The 23,421-nt window shown below is 67.3% G+C and carries 21 protein-coding genes; 5 read left to right on the forward strand and 16 right to left on the reverse strand.

Features of this window, described 5'->3' with window-relative positions; genetic code table 11:
* Positions 1-4: 4 nt before the first annotated feature.
* On the forward strand, positions 5-799 hold the full coding sequence (locus tag H8R02_RS10745; protein WP_187081600.1) for an HAD-IIB family hydrolase: 795 nt from the start codon (positions 5-7) through the stop codon (positions 797-799).
* On the opposite strand, the gene H8R02_RS10750 is transcribed toward H8R02_RS10745, so the two are convergent.
* Both H8R02_RS10750 and H8R02_RS10755 read right to left on the reverse strand, forming a co-directional pair.
* Positions 735-1,550: a gamma-glutamyl-gamma-aminobutyrate hydrolase family protein gene (locus H8R02_RS10750; protein WP_187081393.1), complete on the reverse strand. Its 816-nt coding sequence runs from the start codon at positions 1,548-1,550 to the stop codon at positions 735-737. The genes H8R02_RS10745 and H8R02_RS10750 overlap by 65 nt on opposite strands.
* Positions 1,547-2,311, reverse strand: a complete 765-nt coding sequence (locus H8R02_RS10755; protein ID WP_187081394.1) for a gamma-glutamyl-gamma-aminobutyrate hydrolase family protein — start codon at positions 2,309-2,311, stop codon at positions 1,547-1,549. The genes H8R02_RS10750 and H8R02_RS10755 overlap by 4 nt, the downstream gene beginning before the upstream one ends.
* Positions 2,312-2,439: 128 nt before the next feature.
* Here H8R02_RS10755 and H8R02_RS10760 point away from each other — a divergent pair, with 128 nt between their 5' ends.
* Both H8R02_RS10760 and H8R02_RS10765 read left to right on the forward strand, forming a co-directional pair.
* On the forward strand, positions 2,440-3,369 hold the full coding sequence (locus tag H8R02_RS10760; RefSeq protein WP_187081395.1) for an alpha/beta hydrolase family protein: 930 nt from the start codon (positions 2,440-2,442) through the stop codon (positions 3,367-3,369).
* 86 nt (positions 3,370-3,455) lie between these two features.
* Positions 3,456-5,069 carry a winged helix-turn-helix domain-containing tetratricopeptide repeat protein gene (locus H8R02_RS10765; RefSeq protein ID WP_187081396.1) on the forward strand — a complete coding sequence of 538 codons (1,614 nt, stop codon included), beginning with the start codon at positions 3,456-3,458 and terminating at the stop codon, positions 5,067-5,069.
* 5 nt (positions 5,070-5,074) lie between these two features.
* On the opposite strand, the gene H8R02_RS10770 is transcribed toward H8R02_RS10765, so the two are convergent.
* On the reverse strand, positions 5,075-5,419 hold the full coding sequence (locus H8R02_RS10770) for a DUF4148 domain-containing protein (protein WP_187081397.1): 345 nt from the start codon (positions 5,417-5,419) through the stop codon (positions 5,075-5,077).
* Between the two features lie 137 nt (positions 5,420-5,556).
* Positions 5,557-11,379, reverse strand: coding sequence for an excinuclease ABC subunit UvrA (uvrA, locus tag H8R02_RS10775; RefSeq protein ID WP_187081398.1), 5,823 nt, complete (start codon positions 11,377-11,379; stop codon positions 5,557-5,559).
* 152 nt (positions 11,380-11,531) lie between these two features.
* Here uvrA and H8R02_RS10780 point away from each other — a divergent pair, with 152 nt between their 5' ends.
* A complete protein-coding gene (locus H8R02_RS10780; RefSeq protein WP_187081399.1) occupies positions 11,532-12,653 on the forward strand; it encodes an ABC transporter substrate-binding protein in 1,122 nt (373 codons plus the stop codon).
* 8 nt (positions 12,654-12,661) lie between these two features.
* Positions 12,662-12,907 (forward strand): hypothetical protein, encoded by a 246-nt coding sequence (locus H8R02_RS10785; RefSeq protein WP_187081400.1) that lies wholly within the window; start codon positions 12,662-12,664, stop codon positions 12,905-12,907.
* Positions 12,908-12,956: 49 nt separating this feature from the next.
* Here the strand turns inward: H8R02_RS10785 and H8R02_RS10790 are convergent, their stop codons facing one another.
* From H8R02_RS10790 to H8R02_RS10845, 12 genes are all read right to left on the reverse strand, one after another.
* Entirely contained in the window at positions 12,957-13,094 is a 138-nt protein-coding gene (locus H8R02_RS10790; protein WP_187081401.1) for a hypothetical protein, read from the reverse strand.
* Between the two features lie 20 nt (positions 13,095-13,114).
* Positions 13,115-14,782, reverse strand: a complete 1,668-nt coding sequence (locus H8R02_RS10795; protein WP_255429278.1) for an MFS transporter — start codon at positions 14,780-14,782, stop codon at positions 13,115-13,117.
* A 126-nt stretch (positions 14,783-14,908) separates the two neighbouring features.
* The gene (locus H8R02_RS10800; protein WP_187081402.1) at positions 14,909-15,688 is read right to left on the reverse strand and encodes a hypothetical protein; all 780 of its coding nucleotides are present in this window, start codon (positions 15,686-15,688) and stop codon (positions 14,909-14,911) included.
* Positions 15,685-16,320 carry a 2-hydroxychromene-2-carboxylate isomerase gene (locus H8R02_RS10805; protein WP_187081403.1) on the reverse strand — a complete coding sequence of 212 codons (636 nt, stop codon included), beginning with the start codon at positions 16,318-16,320 and terminating at the stop codon, positions 15,685-15,687. The genes H8R02_RS10800 and H8R02_RS10805 overlap by 4 nt, the downstream gene beginning before the upstream one ends.
* Positions 16,317-16,544, reverse strand: coding sequence for a DUF1289 domain-containing protein (locus tag H8R02_RS10810; RefSeq protein WP_354004901.1), 228 nt, complete (start codon positions 16,542-16,544; stop codon positions 16,317-16,319). Before H8R02_RS10810 ends, H8R02_RS10805 begins: the two co-directional genes overlap by 4 nt.
* Positions 16,541-17,038 carry a YbaK/EbsC family protein gene (locus H8R02_RS10815; RefSeq protein ID WP_187081404.1) on the reverse strand — a complete coding sequence of 166 codons (498 nt, stop codon included), beginning with the start codon at positions 17,036-17,038 and terminating at the stop codon, positions 16,541-16,543. The genes H8R02_RS10810 and H8R02_RS10815 overlap by 4 nt, the downstream gene beginning before the upstream one ends.
* Positions 17,038-17,946, reverse strand: coding sequence for a hydroxymethylglutaryl-CoA lyase (locus tag H8R02_RS10820; protein WP_187081405.1), 909 nt, complete (start codon positions 17,944-17,946; stop codon positions 17,038-17,040). Before H8R02_RS10820 ends, H8R02_RS10815 begins: the two co-directional genes overlap by 1 nt.
* Complete coding sequence (locus H8R02_RS10825) at positions 17,943-18,551, reverse strand: DUF4276 family protein (protein ID WP_187081406.1); 609 nt, start codon at positions 18,549-18,551, stop codon at positions 17,943-17,945. The genes H8R02_RS10820 and H8R02_RS10825 overlap by 4 nt, the downstream gene beginning before the upstream one ends.
* Positions 18,551-19,756 carry an AAA family ATPase gene (locus H8R02_RS10830; protein WP_187081407.1) on the reverse strand — a complete coding sequence of 402 codons (1,206 nt, stop codon included), beginning with the start codon at positions 19,754-19,756 and terminating at the stop codon, positions 18,551-18,553. Before H8R02_RS10830 ends, H8R02_RS10825 begins: the two co-directional genes overlap by 1 nt.
* 84 nt (positions 19,757-19,840) lie before the next feature.
* Complete coding sequence (locus tag H8R02_RS10835; protein ID WP_187081408.1) at positions 19,841-20,761, reverse strand: 2-hydroxyacid dehydrogenase; 921 nt, start codon at positions 20,759-20,761, stop codon at positions 19,841-19,843.
* 12 nt (positions 20,762-20,773) lie between these two features.
* Positions 20,774-22,762, reverse strand: coding sequence for an acetyl/propionyl/methylcrotonyl-CoA carboxylase subunit alpha (locus tag H8R02_RS10840; protein WP_187081603.1), 1,989 nt, complete (start codon positions 22,760-22,762; stop codon positions 20,774-20,776).
* Positions 22,762-23,406, reverse strand: a complete 645-nt coding sequence (locus H8R02_RS10845; protein WP_187081409.1) for a DUF4126 domain-containing protein — start codon at positions 23,404-23,406, stop codon at positions 22,762-22,764. The genes H8R02_RS10840 and H8R02_RS10845 overlap by 1 nt, the downstream gene beginning before the upstream one ends.
* Between the last annotated feature and the right edge of the window lie 15 nt (positions 23,407-23,421).

The raw sequence follows: 23,421 nt of genomic DNA on the forward strand, positions 1-23,421 counted from the left end.
CGCGATGCGGCCGTTGGCCGACATGCCGCGCGAAGTCGCCGCCGGCATCCACACCGTCTTCAGCGACATCGACGACACGCTCACCACCGAGGGCAAGCTCACGGTGGAAGCGTACGGTGCGCTGCAGTCGCTGCAATCCGCCGGCGTGCGCGTCGTGCTCGTCACCGGCCGCCCCGCCGGCTGGTGCGACCACATCGCCCGCATGTGGCCGGTGGACGCCGTGATCGGCGAGAACGGCGCGTTCTACTTCTGGTACGACCACGAAGCGCGCAAGCTGAGGTCGCGCCACGTCACCGACGAAGCCACGCGCGCGGTCAACGCCGCGAAGATGGCCGAGGTGCAGGCCCGCATCCTGCGCGAGGTGCCCGGCTGCGCCATCGCCTCCGACCAGTTCTGCCGCCTCTACGACATCGCCATCGATTTCTGCGAGGACGTGCCCGCCTTGCCCGAAAGCTCGGTGCAGCGGATCGTGCAGCTCATGGAAGATGCGGGCATGACCGCCAAGGTCAGCTCGATCCACGTGAACGGCTGGTTCGGCAGCTACGACAAGCTGTCGATGGCGCACCTCTACATGCGCGAGCGCTGCGGCATGGAACTGGAAGCGGAGAAGGAGCGCGTCACTTTCGCGGGCGATTCGCCGAACGACGCGCCGATGTTCTCGTACCTGCCGCACGCCGTCGGGGTGGCCAACGTGAAGAAATTCAAGCTGCCGCCGGGCCAGAGCCCCGCGTGGGTCACGCCATCTGAGGCGGGTGCGGGGTTTGCGGAACTGGCACGGGCGCTCCTGTCCGCGCGCTGAAGTGCTGCCAGCAGGCGGCCACGTAGGCGTCCATGATGCGGTGGTAGGCCGGGTGCCAGCGCCAGCCCCACTCGGGGTGGAACTGGAAGCCCCATGCGAAGAGCGACGGGTCGTGCCAGCGGAAGGCTTCCACCAACCCGTCGTCCGCATGGGCTTCGGCCACCAGCCCCTGGCCGAGTTCTTTCACGCCCTGCGCATGCAAAGAGCTCGCCGGGAAACGGTGCATGCCGGTGATGCGCTCCAGCTCGCCGCCCAGCACCGTGGTGACGAAGTGCCGCTCGGCGTACTGGTCGTCGATTTCCTCGTCGGGGTCTTCCCAGTGCTTCACGCGGCCCGGCTGGTCCTGCAGGCACTGGTGCAGGCTGCCGCCCATGGCGACGTTGAAGTCCTGGCAGCCGCGGCAGAACGAGATGATCGGCACGCGCTTGGCGATCGCAAGCCGGATGAGCGCCTGCGCCAGCTCGTCGCGCTCGTGGTCGAACAGCATGCCTTCGTGGTGCGGCTCTTCGCCGTACAGGTGCGGGTGCACATTGGTGTCGGAGCCGCCGAGCAGGATGCCGTCCACGGTGTCCAGCAGCGCTTCGACGCGGTCCAGCGGCGCGCGGGGGTAGGTCATCGGCTGCAGGCCTTCGTTCAGCACGGTCAGCTGGCCGGCCTCGTCCACGAGCGTGTAGCGCTGGTCGTGGTCGTTCGGGTTCTTGAGCATGCGGTGGCTCGCGACCACCCACACGGCCGGAACCGGTCCACTCATGCAGCGTCCTTCTTCGCGCGGTATTCGGAGCAGGCCCGCGCAAAGGCCTTGAGCGTGCGGTCGTAGAAGCGGTTGGTTTCGTGCCGCCACTCCGGGTGCCACTGGACGCCGTATGCGAAGGCGCGCGCGTCCTTGATGCGCACCGCCTCGACCAGCCCGTCGGGCGCGCGGCCCTCGGCCACCATGCTGCGCCCCAGCTCCTTGATCCCCTGTCCGTGCAGCGAGTTCACCATCGCGCGCGTGCCGCCGGCCCACTCGGCGAACATGCTGTCGGGCTCGAGGATCACCTCGTGCCGCTCGGCGAACTGCACTTCGAGCGGCTCGTCGTCCGGTTCGCGGTGGTCCAGCATGCCGGGGTCGGTGTGCACGCGCTGGTAGAGGCTGCCGCCGAGCGCGACGTTCATTTCCTGCAGGCCTCGGCACACGCCGAAGAGCGGCACGCCTTCCACGATCGCCGTGCGCACGAGCGCCATCGTCAGCGCGTCGCGGCGCGGGTCCAGCAGGTCGGTTTCGAGCGGGGTCGCGCCGAAACGCGACGCTTCGACGTTCGAAGGCGAGCCCGTCAGCAGCACGCCGTCCACGAGCGGCAGCATGTTGGGCACGTCCTCCGCGTCGGCCATCGGGAACAGCACAGGCTGCAGGCCGAGCGACGTGACGGCGGCCGCGTAGCGGTCGGCGAGCACCGTGTAGCCGCCGGGGTCCGCAAGGTCGAGGTTGCGGTGGCAGGCGGGCAGCCAGACGAGGGGCTTGTGCTTGGCCATTCCGCTATGGTGCCCCAGCCGGGCGGCGCGCGTCACCCCCTGCGGCGACAGATGGCGTCGGATGGGGCCGACGACCTGCCGGGCTTCCCCCTTGTCTCTGCCGCGGATGAGCCGGACACTGCGGGGCCATGAAGTACCTTGCAGTCCTCCCCGTCTTCCTTGCCCTCGCCGCCCATGCCCAGCGCGTACCCTTCCCCACCGGCGACGCCCATTTCACCGCCGAACAGGCGAGCCGGGGTGTGCAGGCGACCGAGCAGGAATGCGCGAAGGTCTCGCCCGCCGTGTGGGCGCGCGCCGCCGGCGGCGCGGCCGAATGCATCCGTTACTGGTTCGCGGGCTTCGACGGCGACCGCGCGAAATCGGTGGTGGTCTACATGCCCGGCGACCAGCTGGTCGGCAGCGGGGTCGATCCTTCGTACACGCGGCGCCGGCCTTCCGACATGCAGAAGATCGCGCATCAGATGCAAACGAAGCTCGGCACGCCCTTTCTCCTGCTCACGCGGCCTGGCATCTTCGGCTCGTCGGGCACCCATCGCGAACGGCGCCGCGAGCCGGAGGCAAGGCTGATGCAGGCCGCGGTGGATGCGATCAAGCAGAAGCACGGCATCGAGGAGTTCGCGCTCGTTGGGCAGTCGGGCGGCGGGCACACCGTGGCGTCGCTGCTCGGCTGGCGGCAGGACATCGCGTGTGCCGTGCCGACGTCGGCCGTGTCGTCGCCGCGTGCGCGGTGGGAGGTCAAGGGCTTCAAGCGCGACCTGACCGGCTTCAGCGATTCGTACGAGCCGGTGGAGCACCTGCAGCCCGGTGCGTTCCACCCGAAGCTGCGCGTCTTCGTGCTCGGCGACCCGCGCGACTCGAACACACCCTGGGAAACGCAGCAGCCCCTTGCGCGCAAGCTGAAATCGCTCGGTGTTGCCACCGAGCTGGTCGAGGGCGAAGGCGCGGACGGCGAGCGGCACCATCTGGGCGCGTCCGGGCAGCTGCTGGGCGCGCTGTGCCTGAAGGGCGCGACGACGAAGGAGATCCTCGACGTCGCGGCGAAGGGGCTCAAGGGTTGACCCTTCCGCGGCATTTCTTGCCGTAACTCAAAGCCGCTGCGCCACCGCCGCGCAAAATCCTGCGACCAACTCCAACGCGTCGTGGGATGAACGCACCGGGCGAGCGCAAGCTGCGGGTGGGTCACGGGTTGTTCGACCCCCTGACGGGCGAGCTTTGCCTCGACGGCCGCACGACGCACCTGCGCCCGCGCACGGCAGCCCTGCTTGCGTACCTCGTGCAGCAGCAGGGCCGCGTGGTGGGCAAGGACGAACTGCTGGAGAAGCTGTGGCCCGACGTGGTGGTCACGGAGGACTCCATCGTCCAGTGCGTCAAGGAGATCCGGCACGCGCTGGGCGAAGCCGGCCGCGAGTGGATCCGGACGCTGCCGCGGCAGGGCTACCTCTTCCTCGGCAACCATCTCGACGATGCCAGGGTGAAGCCCGGCGCGCAGCACCGGCGAGTGATCGCGGCATGCCTGGCGATCGCCGTTCTGGCGATCCTGCTCGCGTGGCGCTACTGGCCCGAAGTGCCGCCGGTCACCACGTACGTCGTGCTGCCGTTCGCCAACACGACCGGCGACCCGCGCCACGATCGCACCGCGGACGACATCACGGAGGCGATCACCGACGTGCTCGGCCGCCACCGTTCCACCGTCATCGCGCTCAGCACCGCCCGCACGTTCAAGGACAAGCCCGTGGACGTGCAGGCGATCGGCCGGAAGCTGAACGTGCGCTACGTGCTGCAAGGCGCGCTGCGCATGGACGAAACGCAGCTCGTGCTGCGTTTGCGGCTCGCCGAAGTGGCGTCATCCGTGCAGCTGTGGCAGCAGGACTTCCGCATGAGCCCCGGCGACCCCGAACTGCGCCCCAATGTCATCGGCGGCGTGGTGCAGGTGCTGGGGCAGCAGGTGATCCAGGCCGACGCCCGCCGTTCGGGCCGCCCCGAATTCATCCAGGCCGCGGAGAACGTGCGGCGCGCGATGGACGTGTGGCGCGGCACCGGCTCCGACATCGAGAAGAACGCCCAGATGATCGCGCTGCTGGAGGACGCGGTGCGCCTGAACGACGACCTCGCCGTCGCATGGATCTGGCTGTCCGTCACCTACCTGCAGGACCTGGCGTTCAGCGCCGAGCCGGCGCAGCGCCTGCGGCGCGCCGCGGTCGCGGTCGAGGAGGCGCGCAAGCGGCTGCCGCTGAGCGACAGCATCCTGTCGCACAAGGTCCGCGTGATGATGGAGCAGGGCCGCTTCGCGGAGGCGCTCGCCACGAGCGAACGCGCGATCGAACTGAACCCGGACAACGCGGTGTCGCACATGATCCGCGGCTGGGTGCTCAACGCGTCGGGCCGCCACCGCCAGGCGCTCGTACAGCTCGAGAAGGCGATCCGCATGAGCCCGCGCGACCCGTCGCTGCCGGGCATGCTCGCCGCTGCCGGGGTTGCGCACATGCGGCTGCGGGACGAGGCTGCGGCACTCGACAGGCTTGCGGATGCCGCGCGGCTGGCGCCGAGGGACGGGATGATCCGCCTGGTCTTCGCCGGCGCGCTGGGCGCCGCCGGCCGCCTCGAAGAAGCCCGCGCGCAACTGGCGCAGTTCGAGCGGCTGCGGCCCGGCTTCACGCTCGGACGGTTGCGCGCCTTCGACGAGGCGAAGGGAGCGGGCTATGCCGAGCGGCGCCAGTGGCTCTACGAGGGCCTCAGGCGGGCCGGCATGCCCGAGTGACGCAGCTAGCGCGCGGCGGCCAGCGTGTCGCTCACCGCGCGGTCGATGGCGACCGGGCGCCGCGCCGAGGAGCCGCTGTCCTCCGCTGTCGCCGCGGCGACTTCGGCACGCGCGGCGATGTATTCGGCGGTCACGTCGTCGCGCGAACGCGTGCTCTTGAAATACTTCAGCGGCTCGTACGTGCCCGACCACGGGTTGACGCCGGCCTTCTTGAAGGCGATGAGGTCGCCCTGCACCTGCTGGCGCGTGAGGGTGGAGACGAAGTCGTCCTTGAAGGCTTCGGGCGCCTGGGCCGCGGCACTGCCCGCGAAGGCAGCCGCGATGACGGCGAAGATGGCTTTGCGGTTCATGGTGGTTTCCTTTCGCTGCGAAGGAAGCAGCGCCTTGAAGCTAGGCGCCGCCCGCCACGAAGTCCCGAAACCGGGACGAAGCTGCCGGTAAACCTGTGGGAAAGCGCGACGAAAGCGCGGCAACCCCGCCGCGTCCGCTATCGCGCCAGCACCGGTGCGAGCGCGAGGCCCGTGTGCGTGCCTTTCGCCATCACGTCCTCCGGCGTCGCCGCCGCGACAACCTTGCCGCCTTCGGCGCCGCCCTCGGGACCGAGGTCCACGATCCAGTCCGCCTCGGCGATCACGTCGAGGTCGTGCTCGATCACCACCACGCTGTGGCCGCCATCCACCAGCCGATGCAGCACGCGCACGAGCTTCTCGACGTCGGCCATGTGCAGGCCCACGGTCGGCTCGTCGAGCACGTACAGCGTGTGCGGCGCCTTCTGGCCGCGGCGCGTGATGTCGTCGCGCACCTTGGACAGCTCGGTGACGAGCTTGATGCGCTGCGCTTCGCCGCCCGAGAGCGTCGGTGACGGCTGCCCCAGCGTGAGGTAGCCGAGCCCCACGTCGCGCAGCAACTGCAGCGGGTGGCTGATGTTCGGCATCGCGGCGAAGAACTCCACCGCCTCGTCCACTTCCATGCGCAGCACGTCGCCGATGTTCTTGCCGCGCCACGTGACGGCCAGCGTCTCGGGGTTGAAGCGCGCGCCGCGGCACGCCTCGCACGGCACCTTCACGTCGGGCAGGAAGCTCATGCCGATGGTGCGCACGCCCTGGCCTTCGCACTGCGGGCAGCGGCCTTCGCCGGTGTTGAACGAGAACCGGCTGGGGCCGTAGCCGCGCGCCCGCGCTTCGAGCGTGTCGGCGAACAGCTTGCGGATCGTGTCCCAGAAACCGATGTAGGTGGCGGGGCAGGAGCGCGGCGTCTTGCCGATGGGCGTCTGGTCGACCTCGAGCACGCGGTCCACCGTCTGGTAGCCGTCCACCGACTTGCAGCCGGACCACTTCGGGCGCTTGCCCTTGTCGTCGGCGTCGCGGCCGGCCTTGGTGCTGCGCTGCTGCACCGCGGCCTGCACGTTGTGCAGCAGCACGTCGCGCGCGAGCGTGGACTTGCCGGACCCGGACACGCCCGTGACGACGACGAGCCGGCGCAGGGGAATGTCCACATCCACATCGCGCAGGTTGTGCAGGTGCGCGCCGCGCAGCTCCAGGAAGTGCGTCGCCGACGGCAGCGCCTCGGCCTGCTGCTCGAGGCCGCTCGCGATCTGCGCGAGCAGCGAGCGCGGCTTCTTGCCCTTCGCGGCCGGCACCGGGGTTTCGACCACCGGGATGCCCAGCGCCTGCGCCGGGTCGACCGGCCGCCGCGGCTGAACCGGGTGCCGCATCGCGTGCAGCAGGTAGCGGCCGGTGAGCGAGTCTGCGTTGTGCGTGACCTCGGCCACCGTGCCTTGCGCGACGACCGTGCCACCGCGCTTGCCCGCACTCGGGCCGATGTCGATGATGTGGTCGGCGCGGCGGATCGTGTCCTCGTCGTGCTCCACCACCACCAGCGTGTTGCCCTTGCCGCCCAGCTTGTGCAGCGCGTCCAGCAGGATCTGGTTGTCGCGCGCGTGCAGGCCGATGGTGGGCTCGTCCAGCACGTAGCAAACGCCCTGCAGGTTGGAGCCGAGCTGCGCCGCCAGGCGGATGCGCTGGGCCTCGCCGCCGGAGAGCGTGGGCGCGCCGCGGTCGAGCGTGAGGTAGTTCAGGCCCACTTCCTCGAGGAATTCGAGCCGCGAGCGGATTTCGGGGATGAGGTCGCGCGCGATCTCCTGCTCGCGCGTGCTCAGCACGCCTTCGAGCTGCAGCGACTCGACCCACTTGCGCACGTCGCGCACGGAGAGCGAAGCGATGTCGCTGATGCCGGTCTTGTCGAACTTCACGGCGCGCGCCTGAAGGTTCAAACGAGTGCCATTGCAGGTGGGGCACACCTCGTCGGTGAGGTCTTCCACCTCGGGCTCGGCGAAGGTCTGCTCGCGCCCCTTCTCGCCGTCGGCGGCGACGAGCGTGTCGTCGAACGCCTTGCGCTGGTCGCGCGTGAGCTTGACGCCGGTGCCGACGCAGTCGGGGCACCAGCCGTGCTTGCTGTTGTACGAGAACAGGCGCGGGTCGAGCTCGGGGTAGCTCGTCGCGCACACGGGGCACGCGCGCAGCGTGGAGAAAACCTCGATCTTGCCGACGCCGTCGTGCTTGCCGGTGTGGAACACCTCGCGCAGGCCGGTGAGCGGCGCGAGCACGTGCAGCACGCCCTTGCCGTGTTCGAGTGCGACAGCGAGCTTCTCGCGCAGCAGCCCCTCGTTGGCGGGCGTGATGTCGAGGTCGCACACCGGCAGCTCGATCGTGTGCTCCTTGAAGCGGTCGATGCGCGGGAAGCCGGTGGTGGGCAGGAAGTTGCCGTCCACGCGCAGGTGCGTGTAGCCGCGCGGGCGCGCCCAGTCCGCGAGCTCGGTGTAGACGCCCTTGCGGTTGACCACGAGCGGCGCGAGCAGGCCGATGTGCTGGCCGCGGTAGCGCTTCATCAGCTGCGCGACGATGCTGTCGGGCGTCTGCGGGCGCACCTCGGCGCCGTCGTTCACGCAGTGCTGCACGCCCAGCTTCACGTACAGCAGGCGCAGGAAGTGCCACACCTCGGTGGTCGTGCCCACGGTGGACTTGCGGCCGCCGCGCGACAATCGCTGCTCGATGGCGACGGTGGGCGGGATGCCGTACACCGCGTCCACCTCGGGCCGGCCGGCAGGCTGCACGATGCTGCGCGCATACGCGTTCAGCGATTCGAGATAGCGGCGCTGGCCTTCGTTGAAGAGGATGTCGAATGCTAGTGTCGACTTGCCCGAACCCGACACGCCCGTGATCACGCTGAACTTGTTGTGCGGGATGTCGACCGACATCGACTTCAGGTTGTGCTCGCGCGCGTTGACGATCTCGATCGCTTGCGGCCGGGAAATTGGAATCTGACCCCAATTCCTGTGTTCCTCGGCGACGTGCGTGCCGAGGGCGAGGTCGTATTCGCGCAGGGCCTTGGCGGTGTGCGAGGTGGGATGCAGCTTCACTTCTTCCGGCGGGCCCTCGGCGACGAGCAGGCCGCCGCCGTCGCCGCCTTCGGGGCCGAGGTCGATCAGCCAGTCGGAAGCGCGGATCACGTCGAGGTTGTGCTCGATGATGACGAGCGAGTTGCCGTTTTCGAGCAGCTTGCGCAGGGCGCGCATCAGCTTGGCGATGTCGTCGAAGTGCAGGCCGGTGGTCGGTTCGTCGAAGAGGAACAGCGTGCCCTTGGTGGCCGTGGCCTGGCGCAAGCTGCTCGCCGAGCGCGCCGCTTCCGCGAGGAAGCCCGCGAGCTTCAGGCGCTGCGACTCGCCGCCGGAGAGCGTAGGCACGGGCTGGCCGAGCTTCACGTATTCGAGGCCGACGTCCACGATGGGTTGCAGCGCGCGGATCACGTCGCGGTCGTTGGCGAACAGCGCCGCGGCTTCGCTGACGGTGAGGTCCAGCACGTCGGCCACGTTCAGCACGCGCTGGTGCTCGTGCGAGCCGCGTTCGATGACGACTTCGAGGATCTCGGGGCGATAGCGCTTGCCGTCGCAGTCCGGGCAGCGCAGGTACACGTCGGAGAGGAACTGCATCTCGACGTGTTCGAAGCCGGAGCCACCGCAGGTGGGGCAGCGGCCGTCGCCGGAGTTGAAGGAAAACTTCGCGGCCGTGTAGCCGCGCTGCTTCGCCAGCGGTGTGGTCGCGAAGATCTCGCGGATCGAGTCCCACGCGCCCACGTAGCTCACGGGATTGGACCGCGCCGTCTTGCCGATGGGCGACTGGTCGACGAACACCACGTCGGAGAGATGGTCCGCGCCGAGCAGACGGTCGTGCGCACCCGGGGATTCGGTCGCGCGGCCGAAGTGGCGAAACAGCGCGGGCGCCAGCACGTCCTGCACCAGCGACGACTTGCCCGAACCCGACACCCCCGTCACGCACACCATGCGCTGCAGCGGGAACTCGATACTGAGCCCGCGCAGGTTGTGCTCGCGCGCGCCTTCCAGCACGAGGCGCGGCGTGGCCTCCGTCACCGCGCGCTTGAAGCCCATGCCCACGTGCTTGCGCGCGCCGAGGTAAGCGCCGGTCAGCGTGTCCGCATGGCGCAGCTGGTCGATCGTGCCGTCGAACACGATCTCGCCGCCCTTCTCGCCCGGGCCCGGGCCCATGTCGAGGATGCGATCGGCGGCCATCATCACGGCGGGGTCGTGCTCCACCACCACCAGCGTGTTGCCCGCATCGCGCAGGCGCTGCATGGCCTGCGTGATGCGGTTCATGTCGCGCGGGTGCAGGCCGATGCTCGGCTCGTCGAGGACGAACAGCGTGTTGACGAGCGATGTGCCCAGCGCGGTGGTGAGGTTGATGCGCTGCACTTCGCCGCCGGAGAGCGTGCGGCTCTGCCGGTCCAGCGTGAGGTAGCCGATGCCCACGTCCACCAGGTACTTCAGGCGCGTGTTGATTTCCTCGAACAGCAGCTTCAGCGCCTGCAGCTCACCCTCGCCCGCATGCGACTCCGTCTCCGGCTCCACGCGGTCGAAGAAGCGCCGCAGCCGGTCGATGGGCATGAGCATCAGGTCGTGCAGCGACAGCCCGGGCAACGCCTCGAGCTGCTCGCGCGACCACTTCACGCCCACCGGCATGAAGCGCTGCGAAGGCTCCAGCACCGCGTCCGCGTCTTCCTTGCTCCCGAGCCGCCACAGCAGGCTCTCGGTCTTCAGGCGCGCGCCGCCGCAGGTTTCGCACGGCGTGTAGCTGCGGTACTTGGACAGCAGCACGCGGATGTGCATCTTGTACGCCTTGGTCTCGAGGTAGCCGAAGAAGCGCTTGATGCCGTACCACTGGCGGTTCCAGTTGCCCTCCTTGTAGTCGGGCGTGCCGTGGATCACCCACTGCTTCTGTTCGGCCGTGAGCTTGTACCAGGGCGTGTCGCGCGGGATGCCGGCCTGCTCCGCGCGCTTCATCAGGTCGTCCTGCTGCTCGGCCCACGCGGGTGTCTGGAACACCTTCACAGCCCCCGCGCGCAGCGTGAGCTTGTCGTTGGGGATGACGAGGTTGTAGTCGACGCCGATCACGCGGCCGAAGCCGCGGCACGCTTCGCACGCACCCACGGGCGAGTTGAACGAGAACATCGACGGCACCGGGTCGCCGTAGCGGATGTCGCTCTCGGGGCAGTGCAGGCCGGTGGAGAATTTCCACACGTCCTTCTGCTCGTCGTCGCCCGCGTACACGGACATGCGCCCGCTGCCGCGCTTGAGCGCCACCTCGATCGCTTCGATCGCGCGCGCCTTCTCGGTGTTGTGCAAACGGAAGCGGTCGGCCACGACATCCAGCACCTTGCGCGGGCCGGTGGGCGTGGCCACTTCGCGCTCCGCCTGCACGCGCGTGAAGCCGCTCGCAGCGAGCCACTGCTCCACCTCTTCAGCGCTCGTGCCCCCGGGCAGTTCCACCGGGAAGGTCACGACAAGGCGCGGGTCGCCCGCCTGCGTGCGCGCCATCAGCTCCGCGTAGATCGTCTCCGGCGTGTCGTGCCGCACCTGCAGCGCCGTCTCGCGGTCGAACAGCTGCGCCGCGCGCGCGAACAGCAGCTTCAGGTGGTCGTTGAGTTCCGTCATCGTGCCCACCGTCGAACGCGACGAGCGCACGGGGTTCGTCTGGTCGATGGCGATGGCGGGCGGTACGCCCTCGACGTGGTCGACCGCGGGCTTGTCCATGCGGTCGAGGAACTGGCGCGCGTACGCGGAGAACGTCTCCACATAGCGCCGCTGCCCTTCGGCGAACAGCGTGTCGAAGACCAGGCTCGACTTGCCCGAACCGCTGGGACCCGTCACCACGGTGAGTTCACCGGTGCGCAGGTCGAGGTCGAGGTTCTTGAGGTTGTGCTGGCGGGCGCCGCGGATGCGGATCAGTCCCTGGGTCATGCAGTGGGTCCTTCCCGAACAAGGCCAAACATTCTAGGGACCGCGCAGTGCCAGCTTCTGTCATGTGGGTTTCCACAACGTAGAAGCCACATGGACGCGGAATTTTTCGCTCCTAGAGTTAGCTGGCTGACAGTTTGCTGAAGGAGACAAGGATGAAGACGCGTTGGGAAAGAGGCAGCTGGAAGAAAACGGCACTGGCTTTCGCGCTGGTATGCGCGGGCGCGCAGGCCCAGGTCATGGTCGGCCAGACGGCGGGGTTCACCGGCCCCGTCGCGGCCGGCGTCAAGGAGACGACGGAGGGGGCGCGGCTGTGGTTCGACGCCGTCAACGCGAAGGGCGGCATCGCGGGGCAGCCCGTCGAGCTGGTCTCGCTCGACGACAAATTCGACCCGAAGCTCGCGGCCGAGAACGCGAAGCAGCTGGTGGAGCAGCGCAACGTGGTCGCGCTGTTCCTCACCCGAGGCACGCCGCACACGCAGGCCGTGCTTCCGCTGCTCGAAGCGCACAAGGTGCCGCTGGTGGCGCCGTCCACCGGCGCGATGGTGCTGCACGAACCCGTGCCGAAGTACGTGTTCAACGTGCGCGCCACCTACCAGCGCGAAGCCGAGAAGGCCGTGGAGCACCTGCACACGCTGGGCATGCGGCGCATCGCCGTCGTGCACGCGGACGATTCGTTCGGTGCCGACGCGCTCGCCGGGGCGAACAAGGGCTTTGCCAAGACACGCATGGGCGCCGCCGCGGTGGTGAAGGCGGACCGCGAGAAGCCCGACTACGCGAAGATCGTCCCGGTGCTCACCGCGGCGCAGGCGCAAGCGGTGTTGTGGATCGGCTCGGCGAAAGTGGTCGCGCAAGGCGTGAAGGCGCTGCGCGGCGCGAAGTCGGCGGCGCACGTGGTCACGCTGTCGAACAACGCCTCCTCCGGCTTCATCAAGGAGCTGGGCGAGCACTCGCGCGGCGTGATCGTGACGCAGGTGTTCCCCAACGAGCGCTCGATCGCCTACCCGATGGTCAAGGAGGCGATGGAGCTCGCGAAGGCCAAGGGCGTGGAACTCTCGCCCGCGATGCTGGAAGGCTACGCAGCCGCCAAGGTGCTCGTGGAAGGCCTCAAGCGCGCCGGCAAGAACCCCACGCGCGAGAAGCTGCAGGCGGCGCTGGAAGGCATGAAGCGGTTCGACCTGGGCGGCCTCGAAGTGACGTACGGCCCGGCGGACCACACGGGCCTGGACTTCGCGGACCTGTCCATCGTGGACCTCGAAGGACGCTTCGTGCGGTGAGGCCCGCCATGGACATCATCGAGCTGCGCCAGTTATGCCTGGGCGTGCTGCACGACTGCAGCGGCCCGGCCACCGAACAGCTGCGGCGGCGCCTGCAATGCGCAAGCACCCCGCAGGAGATCTGGATGGCCCGCTGCGACATGTTCCAGCTGGTCGCCAGCCAGCACTGCCAGTCGCAGGCCGCCACGCGCATCAACTCGCTGCTGCCCGCGTTCTCCGGGTGGCTGCCCGAGCGGCTGCTCGCGGTGGTGTGAAGAAAAGAAAGGGCCCGCGATGCGGGCCCTTTCCACGAAAAGAAGCGGTTTACTTCTTCGCCGGCTCGGTGTGCGTCGTTTCCGTGCCGTGCTTCTCGCCACCCATGTCCACGCTGTCACCGCCCTTCATGATGACGAAGAGGGCGAGCGCGGCGAAGGCGACGAATCCGACTGCGATTTTCCACATGGCGCTTGTCTCCTTGGTTTTCAGTCACGGGCGTAGATGTCCACGTCCTTCGTCTCCTTGACGAAGAGCGTGCCGATCACGAACGTCGCCGCGGCGATGATGATCGGGTACCAGAGGCCGTTGTACATGTTACCGGTCTGCGCCACGATCGCGAAGGCCGTGGTGGGCAGCAGGCCGCCGAACCAGCCGTTGCCGATGTGGTAGGGCAGGCTCATGGACGTGTAGCGGATGCGGGTGGGGAACAGCTCGACCAGCATGGCGGCGATCGGGCCGTACACCATCGTGACCAGGATCACGAGGTAGGTGAGGATCAGCGTGACCATGAAGGTGTCGACCTTCTTCGGGTCGGCCTTGGTCGGGTAGCCGGCGGCCTTGAGCGCGTCGGCGACGGACTTCTTGAACTCGCCGTCCTTCTTCTTGGCTTCGTCGCCCGACAGGCCCTTGGAGCTGTAGCCGGTGATGACCGTCTCGCCGATCTTGATCGTGGCGGGCGTGCCGGCCGCGGCTTCGGCGTTCTCGTAGCTCACGGAGGCGCCGGCCAGCACCTGCTTGGCGATGTCGCACGAGGACGTGAACTTCACCGTGCCCGTGGGGTTGAACTGGAACGAGCACTCGCCCGGGTCGGCCGTCACGACCACCTTGTTCTTGGCCTGCGCGGCGGCGAGGTCGGGGTTGGCGGCCTTGGTCAGCGCGCCGAACACGGGGAAGTAGGTGATGGCGGCGAGCAGGCAGCCGGCCATGATGATGGGCTTGCGGCCGATCTTGTCCGACAGCGAACCGAACACGATGAAGAACGGCGTGCCGATCACGAGCGACAGCGCGACCAGGATGTTGGCGGTGGCTCCGTCGACCTTGAGCGCTTGCGTCAGGAAGAACAGCGCGTAGAACTGGCCCGAGTACCAGACCACGGCCTGGCCGGCGGTCAGGCCGACGAGCGCCAGGATCACGATCTTCAGGTTCTTCCACTGGCCGAAGGACTCGGTCAGCGGCGCCTTGGACGTCTTGCCCTCGGCCTTCATCTTCTGGAAGGCGGGCGATTCGTTCATCGACAGGCGGATCCACACCGAGATGGCGAGCAGCGCGATGGAGACGATGAACGGGATGCGCCAGCCCCAGTCGGCGAAGGCGGCTTCACCGATCGCGGTCCGCGTGCCCAGGATGACCATGAGCGAGAGGAACAGGCCCAGCGTCGCGGTGGTCTGGATCCACGCCGTGTACGCGCCGCGCTTGCCGTGCGGGGCATGCTCGGCAACATAGGTCGCCGCGCCGCCGTACTCGCCGCCGAGGGCCAGGCCCTGCAGCAGGCGCAGGCCGATCAGGATGATCGGGGCCGCGACGCCGATGCTGGCGTACGTGGGCAACACACCGACGATGAACGTCGACAGGCCCATGATGAGGATGGTGACCAGGAAGGTGTACTTGCGGCCGATCATGTCGCCCAGGCGGCCGAACACGATGGCGCCGAACGGGCGCACGATGAAGCCGGCGGCAAAGGCCAGCAGCGCGAAGATGAACGCGGAGCCCGCGTCCAGCCCGCTGAAGAACTGCTTGGCGATGATCGCGGCGAGCGAGCCGTACAGGTAGAAGTCGTACCACTCGAACACGGTGCCCAGCGACGAGGCGAAGATGACCTTCTTCTCCTCTGCCGTCATCGGGCGGTTGGCCACTGCGGCCGTTGCGGATGCCATGGTCTTGTCTCCAGGTTGGTGTGCCCCGGGCTGGGGAACGTGGAGCGGATTCTTGGAGATGGCTCTGACCCTGCTCTGACGCGAAACCAACGTTGTCTTGCGTCAAACTTTCGCTGCTCTTACCGATTAGGGTGAAACCCTCGGGCGCGTTTTCAGCATGTGAAGCCAGCGCTGGGCCGGCGGGTCGTTGAGGTTCAGGCACGTCAGCGACGGGAGCTTCTGCGCGGCCTTGACGTGCTCGCAAAAGGCCTGCGTGCCATAGTCGGCCGGCGCTTCGACGCGCGTGAGGTTGAACGCGGCCATGTCCTTGACGGGCAGCGCCCAGAAGCCCAGCACCACCGGCGACATCTCGTGGCCCATGCGCGCGATGCCGTCGCGCACGCCGATGTGCGCATAGAAAGCGTCCTGCGCCGCGATGCGCTCGCGCATGTCGGCCATCCACTGGCGGTCGTGCGGGGAGACGGCGTTGCGGCCGAGCGACTGCTCCCACTCCTTGAGCAGCTCGATGCGCAACAGCGTGGTCGGCTGGCGCGCGTCGCCGTGCCATGCAACGACGCTGTTCGGCTCGATCGTCTTGCGGGCCGCCGCCGCGAAGACGTAGTTGGCGCACGCGGAAAGGCACAGGTTGCGCACCACCACATCCATGCGCCGGTCGTGCAGCGCGCGGCCGATGCGCATGGACGACATGATCTCGCCGCCGCTGCTGTCGATGCGCAGCACCTTGAAGTGGCCGGTGGCGATGTAGTCGACCGCGCGGTCCGCGCCTTCGGGGTTGAGGTAGCCGGTGTAGGCGAGCGTGTCGCCCTGCGCCTCGATGGCGGGCGGCGTGCGCCAAACGGGCTGCGGCTCCTGCGCGAGGGCCGGCACCGCCAGTGCCGCGAGCAGCAGCACGGCGGCAGGGTTCATTTCTTCTCGGCGTTGCGTTGCTGGCCGGGGCGGTCGGCCGCGGCTTCCCACGCGCCAGACGTGAACCACGGATCGCCGTCGAGGTAGGCACGCAGCATCGGCAACGCGTCGGCACCCCAGAACAACTTGTCGTCGACCGCGATGGTGGGCACGCCGAACAGGCCCCGGGCGATGGCTTCATCCGTGTTGGCCTTGACTTCCGCCTTGACGGCTTCGTCGGCGGGGTCACGTCGCGGTTGCAACTGCTCCTTGAGTTTCGCCAGGCGCGCCGCGTCCGCCGCGTCTTCGCCGCCCTGCCACACGTGGCGGAAGATCGTTTCGCAGACGTAGCGGTTGGCACCGCAGGCCACGGCGAGGCGCAGCAAGGCGAGCGGATTGAAAGGATGCACCGCCGGCATCTGCATCGGGATCTTGGCCGCGTGTGCCGTCCACAGCACCTGGCGGTAGGTCCAGTCGCGCTTCGGCGCGATCTCGGCCGGGCCGAGCTGGCCGTGGTGCTTGAGGAAACCGGCGAAGAGCACCGGCTTGTAGTCGACCGCGTAGCTCAGGCCCTGCAGCGCCGCGGGCAGCTTCTCGAAAGCGAGGTACGCGTAAGGCGAAATGAAGTCCAGGTAGAACGTGAGTTGCTTCATGCTCTCGCTCCTGCGATGCGCTGCGCGATCAACTGCCAGGTCGCGCGCTTGTCCGCATCGTCCAGCCGGCTCCACGCGGCGATCTCGTCCAATGTCCGAAAGCAACCTTCGCAGAAACCGCTGACCGCGTCCATGCGGCACACCGACATGCAGGGCGACGGCACCGGCTCGCCTTCGCGCACGGTGCGGCTGCGCGCGAGCACGAGCTTGGCGGCGGAATTCACGAAGCCTGCACCACGTCCGCCACCGGCGCGCCGGTGAGGCGCTCCAGGTCCTGCGGTTTGAGCTTGAACACGCCGTGCGGGTGCCCCGCCGCGGCCCAGATCTCCTCGAACCGGAACAGCTCGCGGTCGATCAGCGTGACCGGCGCCTGCGCATGCGCGATGGGCGACACGCCGCCGATGGAGAAACCCGTCTTGCTCTTCACGAACTCCGCGTCCGCGCGGCCGGTCTTGCCGACGATGGCGTCGACCTTCTTCTCGTCGACGCGGCGGTCGCCCGAGGTGATGACCAGCACCGCCGCGTCATCGGCCTTGCGCCGGAAGATGATGCTCTTGGCGATCTGGCCGACGTGGATGCCCAGCGCGTCGGCCGCCTGCTGCGCGGTACGCGCGGCGTCGTCCAGCATCAAGGGCGAGTGGGGATGGCCTTTGTCCTGCAGCGCCTTCGCGACGCGCTGCACGCCTTCCGGTAGTGCACTCAGCTCGGCTCCGCACATCACCCGGCCCTCTTGTTCAGCAGCGCAGTGGCCGCGCGCGAGTTCGGCTTGCGCTGCAGGAAGTCGCTGATGTACTTGCCGGCGTCGATCAGCTTGTCGAGGTCGATGCCGGTGTCGACGCCCAGGCCTTGGAGCATGTAGACGACGTCTTCCGTCGCCACGTTACCGGTTGCGCCCTTGGCATAAGGGCACCCGCCGAGGCCGGCCACGGAGGAGTCGAATTGCCAGATGCCCATCTCGAGGCAGGCCATGGTGTTCACCAGCGCCTGGCCGTAGGTGTCGTGGAAATGGCCGGACACGTCGTCGATGGCGTAGTGCTTCAGGGCGGCTTCCATCGCGGCCTGCACCTTCTTCGGCGTGCCGACGCCGATGGTGTCCGCCACGCCGATGTGCTGCACGCCGATCTCCTTCATCAGCTTCGCGACCAGCTCCACGCGCGACGGAGCGATGTCGCCTTCGTACGGGCAGCCCACGGTCGTGGAGATCGCGCCGCGCACGTAGATGCCTTTCGCGCGTGCGCCTTCCACGACCGGCGCGAAGCGCTCGATGCTCTCGGCGATGGAGCAGTTGATGTTCTTCTGGCTGAAGGCCTCGCTCGCGGCGCCGAACACCACGATCTCGTCCGGCTTGCTCGCCAGCGCGGCTTCGAGGCCCTTCATGTTGGGCACCAGCACGGAGTAGCGCACGCCCGGCTTGCGGTGGATGCCCGCCATGACCTCGGCGTTGTCACCCATCTGCGGCACCCACTTGGGCGAGACGAAGCTGGTGACCTCGATCTCCTTCAGGCCCGCGTCCTGCAGCATGTGCACGAGGCGTATCTTCACCTCGGCGGGCACGGGCTCTTTTTCGTTCTGCAGGCCGTCGCGGGGGCCCACGTCGACGAGCTTGACTTTGGTCGGGAGCTTCATTGCGATTCTCCTTGAGCCAGATCTGGAACGGCACCGCGCCAGTCAGAACATAGTTTCCGAAATGATCTGCTTCGTCGATGTACAGTTTCCAGGTCCACCATGGCCGCGAGCGCGGGTTGATCTGTGGTCTCGTGATACGCCCGAGCGGCCAGCCTCTCACCCACCCACTTCTTCGCGTTTCGCGGCCCTTCTGGGTCGATAAGCAAATCAGCATCGGAACAGTTGAAGCCGCGACTTCCCTTCAATGATTCAGCTCCAGCGATGAACCACGCTTCAAACTCGCGGTTTGCCAAGACGACTGAGTATCTCCGGTGCGGGATCACTTGTTGCACTCGCTCACGAATGAGTTCTCCTTGTTCAGCAGGACAGTCGTCATCTGCGTCAAGCAACACGAGGACAAATCCACCATCGCCCGCTTTTGAAGCTGCAAGCAATAGATGCCTTCGAAACTCTTCGTCCCGATTTAGAAACCTGTCTTTGTACACGCGAATAGGCGGTTGAATCGCGACTTGGATTTCCGGTGAAATCCAGCTTGCGAGTCTCCGTAACAGAACCGGGACGGCCGGGACCTCGCCGTCTCCCTCCACTATGCAGGCAACGCGCATCAATTTGGCGCCTCTTCGAAGAGCCCGAGCTGCCGCAATGATTGCGCTTGAATGTCCGCTTCGTCGGGCGTCAATTGATTCAGCCGCAGGAGTTCGCCTGCGGAGAAGAGGTGCTCACGCATCATCTCGCGTGACGAGTTGTCTAGCCGCCCGATCTTTGTGTCGCCACCGTCCGCCACGACCGCAAGGAACTGGTCTGGGCCGATTCGCCGGTCATCGAGCAAGTCAGGGCTGTGGCTCGTAACCACAACTTGTGTGCGCTCGGAAGCCCGCGTCAGCGCTTCCCGAAGGGCTGCGCTCGCTGACGGATGTAATGCCGTTTCCGGCTCCTCGATACCGATCAACAGCGGCGAAAAGTCACGATTTCCCTGAAAGAGCGCCGTCAGGATGCCTAGGGCGCGAAGCGTGCCATCAGACATGTTCTGCGCAGGGAAGCGCCAAGGATCTTTCGCGCCCGCGACACGTTGACGGAACTCCAAAGTTTCAAGAGGGCCGATCGGTTGTCTTCGCACTGATTCCAAGCCTGGGACAACAGTCTGCAGGTACTGTTCGATGAGGGACAAACTTTCGGGGGCGACTCTCTCGAGGTGGCCGATAACGCTCACCACGTTCTCGCCAACCGTCTTCAGTAGCCTGCCGTCTTGAGGCTTCTGCGGTTCGCGCATCAGTTTCGGGTTGAGGTTGTAGAAGCCCATTGCCATGAATGCGTCGAAAACGGGCCTGAAGACCGCCATGCCGGAAACGCTCACCAGCGCCAACCGGTCAGCGGTGACCGCCGGAAAGGACTGCTCGCTCGTCGCTTTGAGTTCGCCTCTTTCGACATGGAAGAAAGGGCCCCGCCCCTTTCCTTCGATGAAGCACTTTTCAGTTCCGACCTGGTAACCTCGATCTTGAAGCGCACCGACTTCGAAGGCATAGAAACCTTCCCTGCCGTCGGGCAGTACGAATTCGAGACGAACAGCAAAGTGCGTCGGATGACCGTACGAGCGACGGCGAACTTGATTCAGACCACCTCGCTCATTCAGAGCGTTGTCCAGCGAGGACGAAAGCGCATCGCGGACCAGGTGCAATGCATCCAGAAAATTGCTCTTACCCGACCCATTAGCTCCGACAAGGTATGTCAAAGCGCCGAGTCGAACGTCGCAAATGCCGATGCTACGGTAGTTACGCAGTACGACTCGCTTCAGGAACATCGGGTGAGACATGGCGGATCCAGAGTCATGTGAATCTCAATTGTCGTTCATCGTGTCCGCAATTAAGGTCGAGCGTAAGACCCGGCGCGGCAGGCTTCAGTATCCTCTTTGCCGGTCAACCACGCCGGCAATGGGTTCTCCGCGCTCGAAGGCGCGGATCTTGTCCGCGATCTGCGCCACGGTCTCTTCGCGCAGGGTGCGGGCGGAGGTGTGCGGCGTCAGCGTGATGTTCGGGTGGTTCCAGAAAGGGTGACCGGCGGGCAGCGGCTCGGTGCGGAACACGTCCAGCGTCGCGCCCGCCAGCTGGCCGGATTCGAGCGCGGGCAGCAGGTCCTCTTCGACGAGGTGCGCGCCGCGCGCGACGTTGATGAGGTAGCCGCCGGGGATCATCTTCGCGAAGGTGTCGCGGTTGAGGATCCCCGTCGTTTCGGGTGTGAGGGGCAGCAGGCACACCAGGATGCGCGTCTGCGCCAGGAACTGCTCGAACCCTTGCTCGCCGTGGAAGCAGCGCACACCTTCGACATGCTTCTGGCTGCGGCTCCAGCCCAGCACATCGAATTCGAACGTCGTGAGCGACTTCGCCACGCGCTCGCCGAGCACGCCCAGCCCCATCACGCCCACCGGGTACTCCGAACGCACGCGCGGCTTGCGGAACGACCACTTGCCTTCGCGCATCTCGCGCTCGTTGACGTCGAACTCGCGGAAGTGGCGGATGGCGGCCTGGCAGACGAACTCCGACATCTGCACCGACATGCCCGCGTCGTTCAGGCGCACGAGCATGGCTTTGGGCGGGAGCTTCAGCTTGAGCAGGGCATCGACGCCGGCGCCCATGTTGAAGATGCCCTTGAGGCCGGGCTGGTCGTCGAAGAAGGCCTGGGGTGGGGACCAGACGATGGCGTAGTCGGCTGGTGGGCCGCCCGGGCTCCACTCGACGACTTCAGCGCCCGGGAGTTGCTGCCGCACGGCTTCGAGCCAAGGCTCGGCCTTCGTGTGAGATGCGGAAAAAACGATTCGCATGGCCCAAGTTTGTCACGACAACTTGAGCAGCTCCGCACCTTCTGCAACCTGGTCGCCGGGCGCATACAAAAGCTCCGCCACGGTACCGTCCGCCGGCGCCGCGATCGTGTGCTCCATCTTCATCGCTTCCATCACCGCCAGCGCCTGCCCCTTGCTGACCTTGTCACCGGCTTTCACCGAGAACGAGATCACCTTGCCCGGCATCGGCGCGGTAAGCCGCCCGCCCTCGGCTTGCGAATCGCCGGCATGCATCAGCAGGTCCACGGACACGACCTGCGCCGCACCGCGCGCCGTGAACACGTGGTCCGTTTCGCCTTCGGTGTAGACGTGAACGCGCTCGCGCACGCCCTCGTACTGCAGCTCGATCGCATCGCCCTCGGCCTCGAAACCCAGCGCCGCCCCGACGTTGCCCACCGTGAGCTGCAACGACCCGTCGCGCTGGTACGCGAGCTGCGCCTTCGCATGCTCGCCGCCGAAATCGAACTCGAACGGCCGCGTGCCCACGCCATGCGAGCGCCAGCCGTCGCGGCGCGAGAACGGGTCGTTCCCTTCGAGACTGCGCTCGTCCAGCAGCGTCTTCGCAACCGCAGCAGCAGCGGCCAGCGGCAGGTTCACCGGGTGCTGGTTGAACAGCACTTCCTTCTCGCGCTGGATCAAAGCGGTGTCCAGGTCGGCCTGCGAGAACGAGCGGCTCTTCACCACGTGCCGCAGGAACTGCACGTTGGTCGCCAGCCCCACGATGTGCGTCTGCGCCAGCGCCTCGTCCAGCCGGGCCAGCGCCTCCTCGCGCGTGGCGCCGTGCACGATCAGCTTCGCGATCATCGAGTCGTAGAAAGGCGAGATCTCGTCGCCTTCGCGCACACCGTCGTCCACGCGCACGCCCGCGCGCTGGAACGCCGCGCACGGCGGCTTGCGGTACACCTTGAGCCTGCCGGTGGCGGGCAGGAAGTTGTTGTCAGGGTTCTCGGCGCAGATGCGCGCCTCGATCGCGTGGCCCATGATCCTCAGCTCGCCCTGCTTCAGCGGCAGCGGCTCGCCGGCGGCCACGCGCAGTTGCCATTCCACGAGGTCGAGACCGGTGATGGCCTCGGTCACCGGGTGCTCCACCTGCAGCCGCGTGTTCATCTCCATGAAGAAGAAGTTCATCTCGCCGTTGCCGCGCTGTTCCACGATGAACTCCACCGTGCCGGCACCGACGTAGTTCACGGCGCGCGCCGCCGCAACCGCCGCTTCGCCCATCTGGCGACGCATCGTCTCCGTCATGCCGGGCGCGGGCGCTTCCTCCAGCACTTTCTGGTGGCGCCGCTGCACCGAGCAGTCGCGCTCGAACAGGTAGACGTAGTTGCCCTGCGTGTCGCCGAACACCTGGATCTCGATGTGGCGCGGCCTTTGCACGTACTTCTCGACCAGCACCGCGTCGTCGCCGAAGCTGTTGGTCGCCTCGCGCTTGCACGACGCGAGCGCAGCCGCGAAGTCCTCCGCCTTCTCCACCGCCCGCATGCCCTTGCCGCCGCCGCCCGCGCTCGCCTTGATCAGAACCGGGTAGCCGATGCGGTCCGCCTCGCGCTTGAGCAGGGCGGGGTCCTGGTCCGTGCCGTGGTAGCCCGGCACGAGCGGCACGCCCGCCTTCTCCATCAACTGCTTGGACTCCGCCTTCAGGCCCATCGCCTGGATCGCGGATGCGGGTGGCCCGATGAAGACGAGCCCCGCCTCGGTGCAGGCCTGCGCGAACTGCTCGTTCTCGGAGAGAAAACCATAGCCCGGGTGGATGGCCTGTGCGCCGGTCGCCTTGGCCGCTTCGATGATCCGCTCCCAGCGCAAGTAGCTTTCCTTCGGCGCGCTGCGGCCGATGTGCACGGCCTCGTCGCAGGCGGCAACGTGCTTGGCCTTCGCATCCGCGTCGGAATACACCGCCACCGTGCGGATGGCCATGCGCCGCGCCGTCGCGGCCACGCGGCAGGCGATCTCGCCGCGGTTGGCGATCAATATCTTCGAGAACATCATCGGATCCCCTGCGGCGCGTGGCCGCCTCCAAAGAACTTGCGCAGCTGGTCGATGACCATGCGCAGGAATTTCACGAGCACCACCATCAGAACGATCGACAGGACGATGGTCACCACCAGCACGATCGCGAAGATCACCGGGTGCGTGGCCGCCAGCCACAACATGAACACCACGAACCCGTCCTCGAAGAGCGACACGATGAGGTTCGAGAACGGCTCGGGCGAAGTGTTGACGGCCGCGCGCGTGGTCATCTTCGCGGCATGGCTCGTGGCCGCGAGCGAGCCGCCCAGCAGCGCGGCGATCCACGCCATCGCATGGCTGTCGCCGCTCGCGCCGAACACGCCGGCCGCTAGTGCGGCGCCGGCCGGGATGCGGATGACCGTATGCACCGCGTCCCAGATCGAGTCGATCCACGGCACCTTGTCCGCGAAGAACTCCACCGCGAACATGAAGCCGCTGGACGCCAGCACGCCCGGGTGCTGCAGGATCTTCAGGCCTTGCGGCAGGTCGATGAGGCCGAGGTAGCCTGTCGCACCGACCAGGAACACGGCTGCGTACAAGCGGATGCCGCTCGCCCAACCGAGCGCTGCCGCGAGCGCGAGGAGTTGCGGTGCGTCGAGCAGGTGGGCGAACGAATCCATGGGTACTGCGGCGGG

The organism is Ramlibacter albus (assembly GCF_014297445.1).
GTDB lineage: Bacteria > Pseudomonadota > Gammaproteobacteria > Burkholderiales > Burkholderiaceae_C > Ramlibacter > Ramlibacter albus.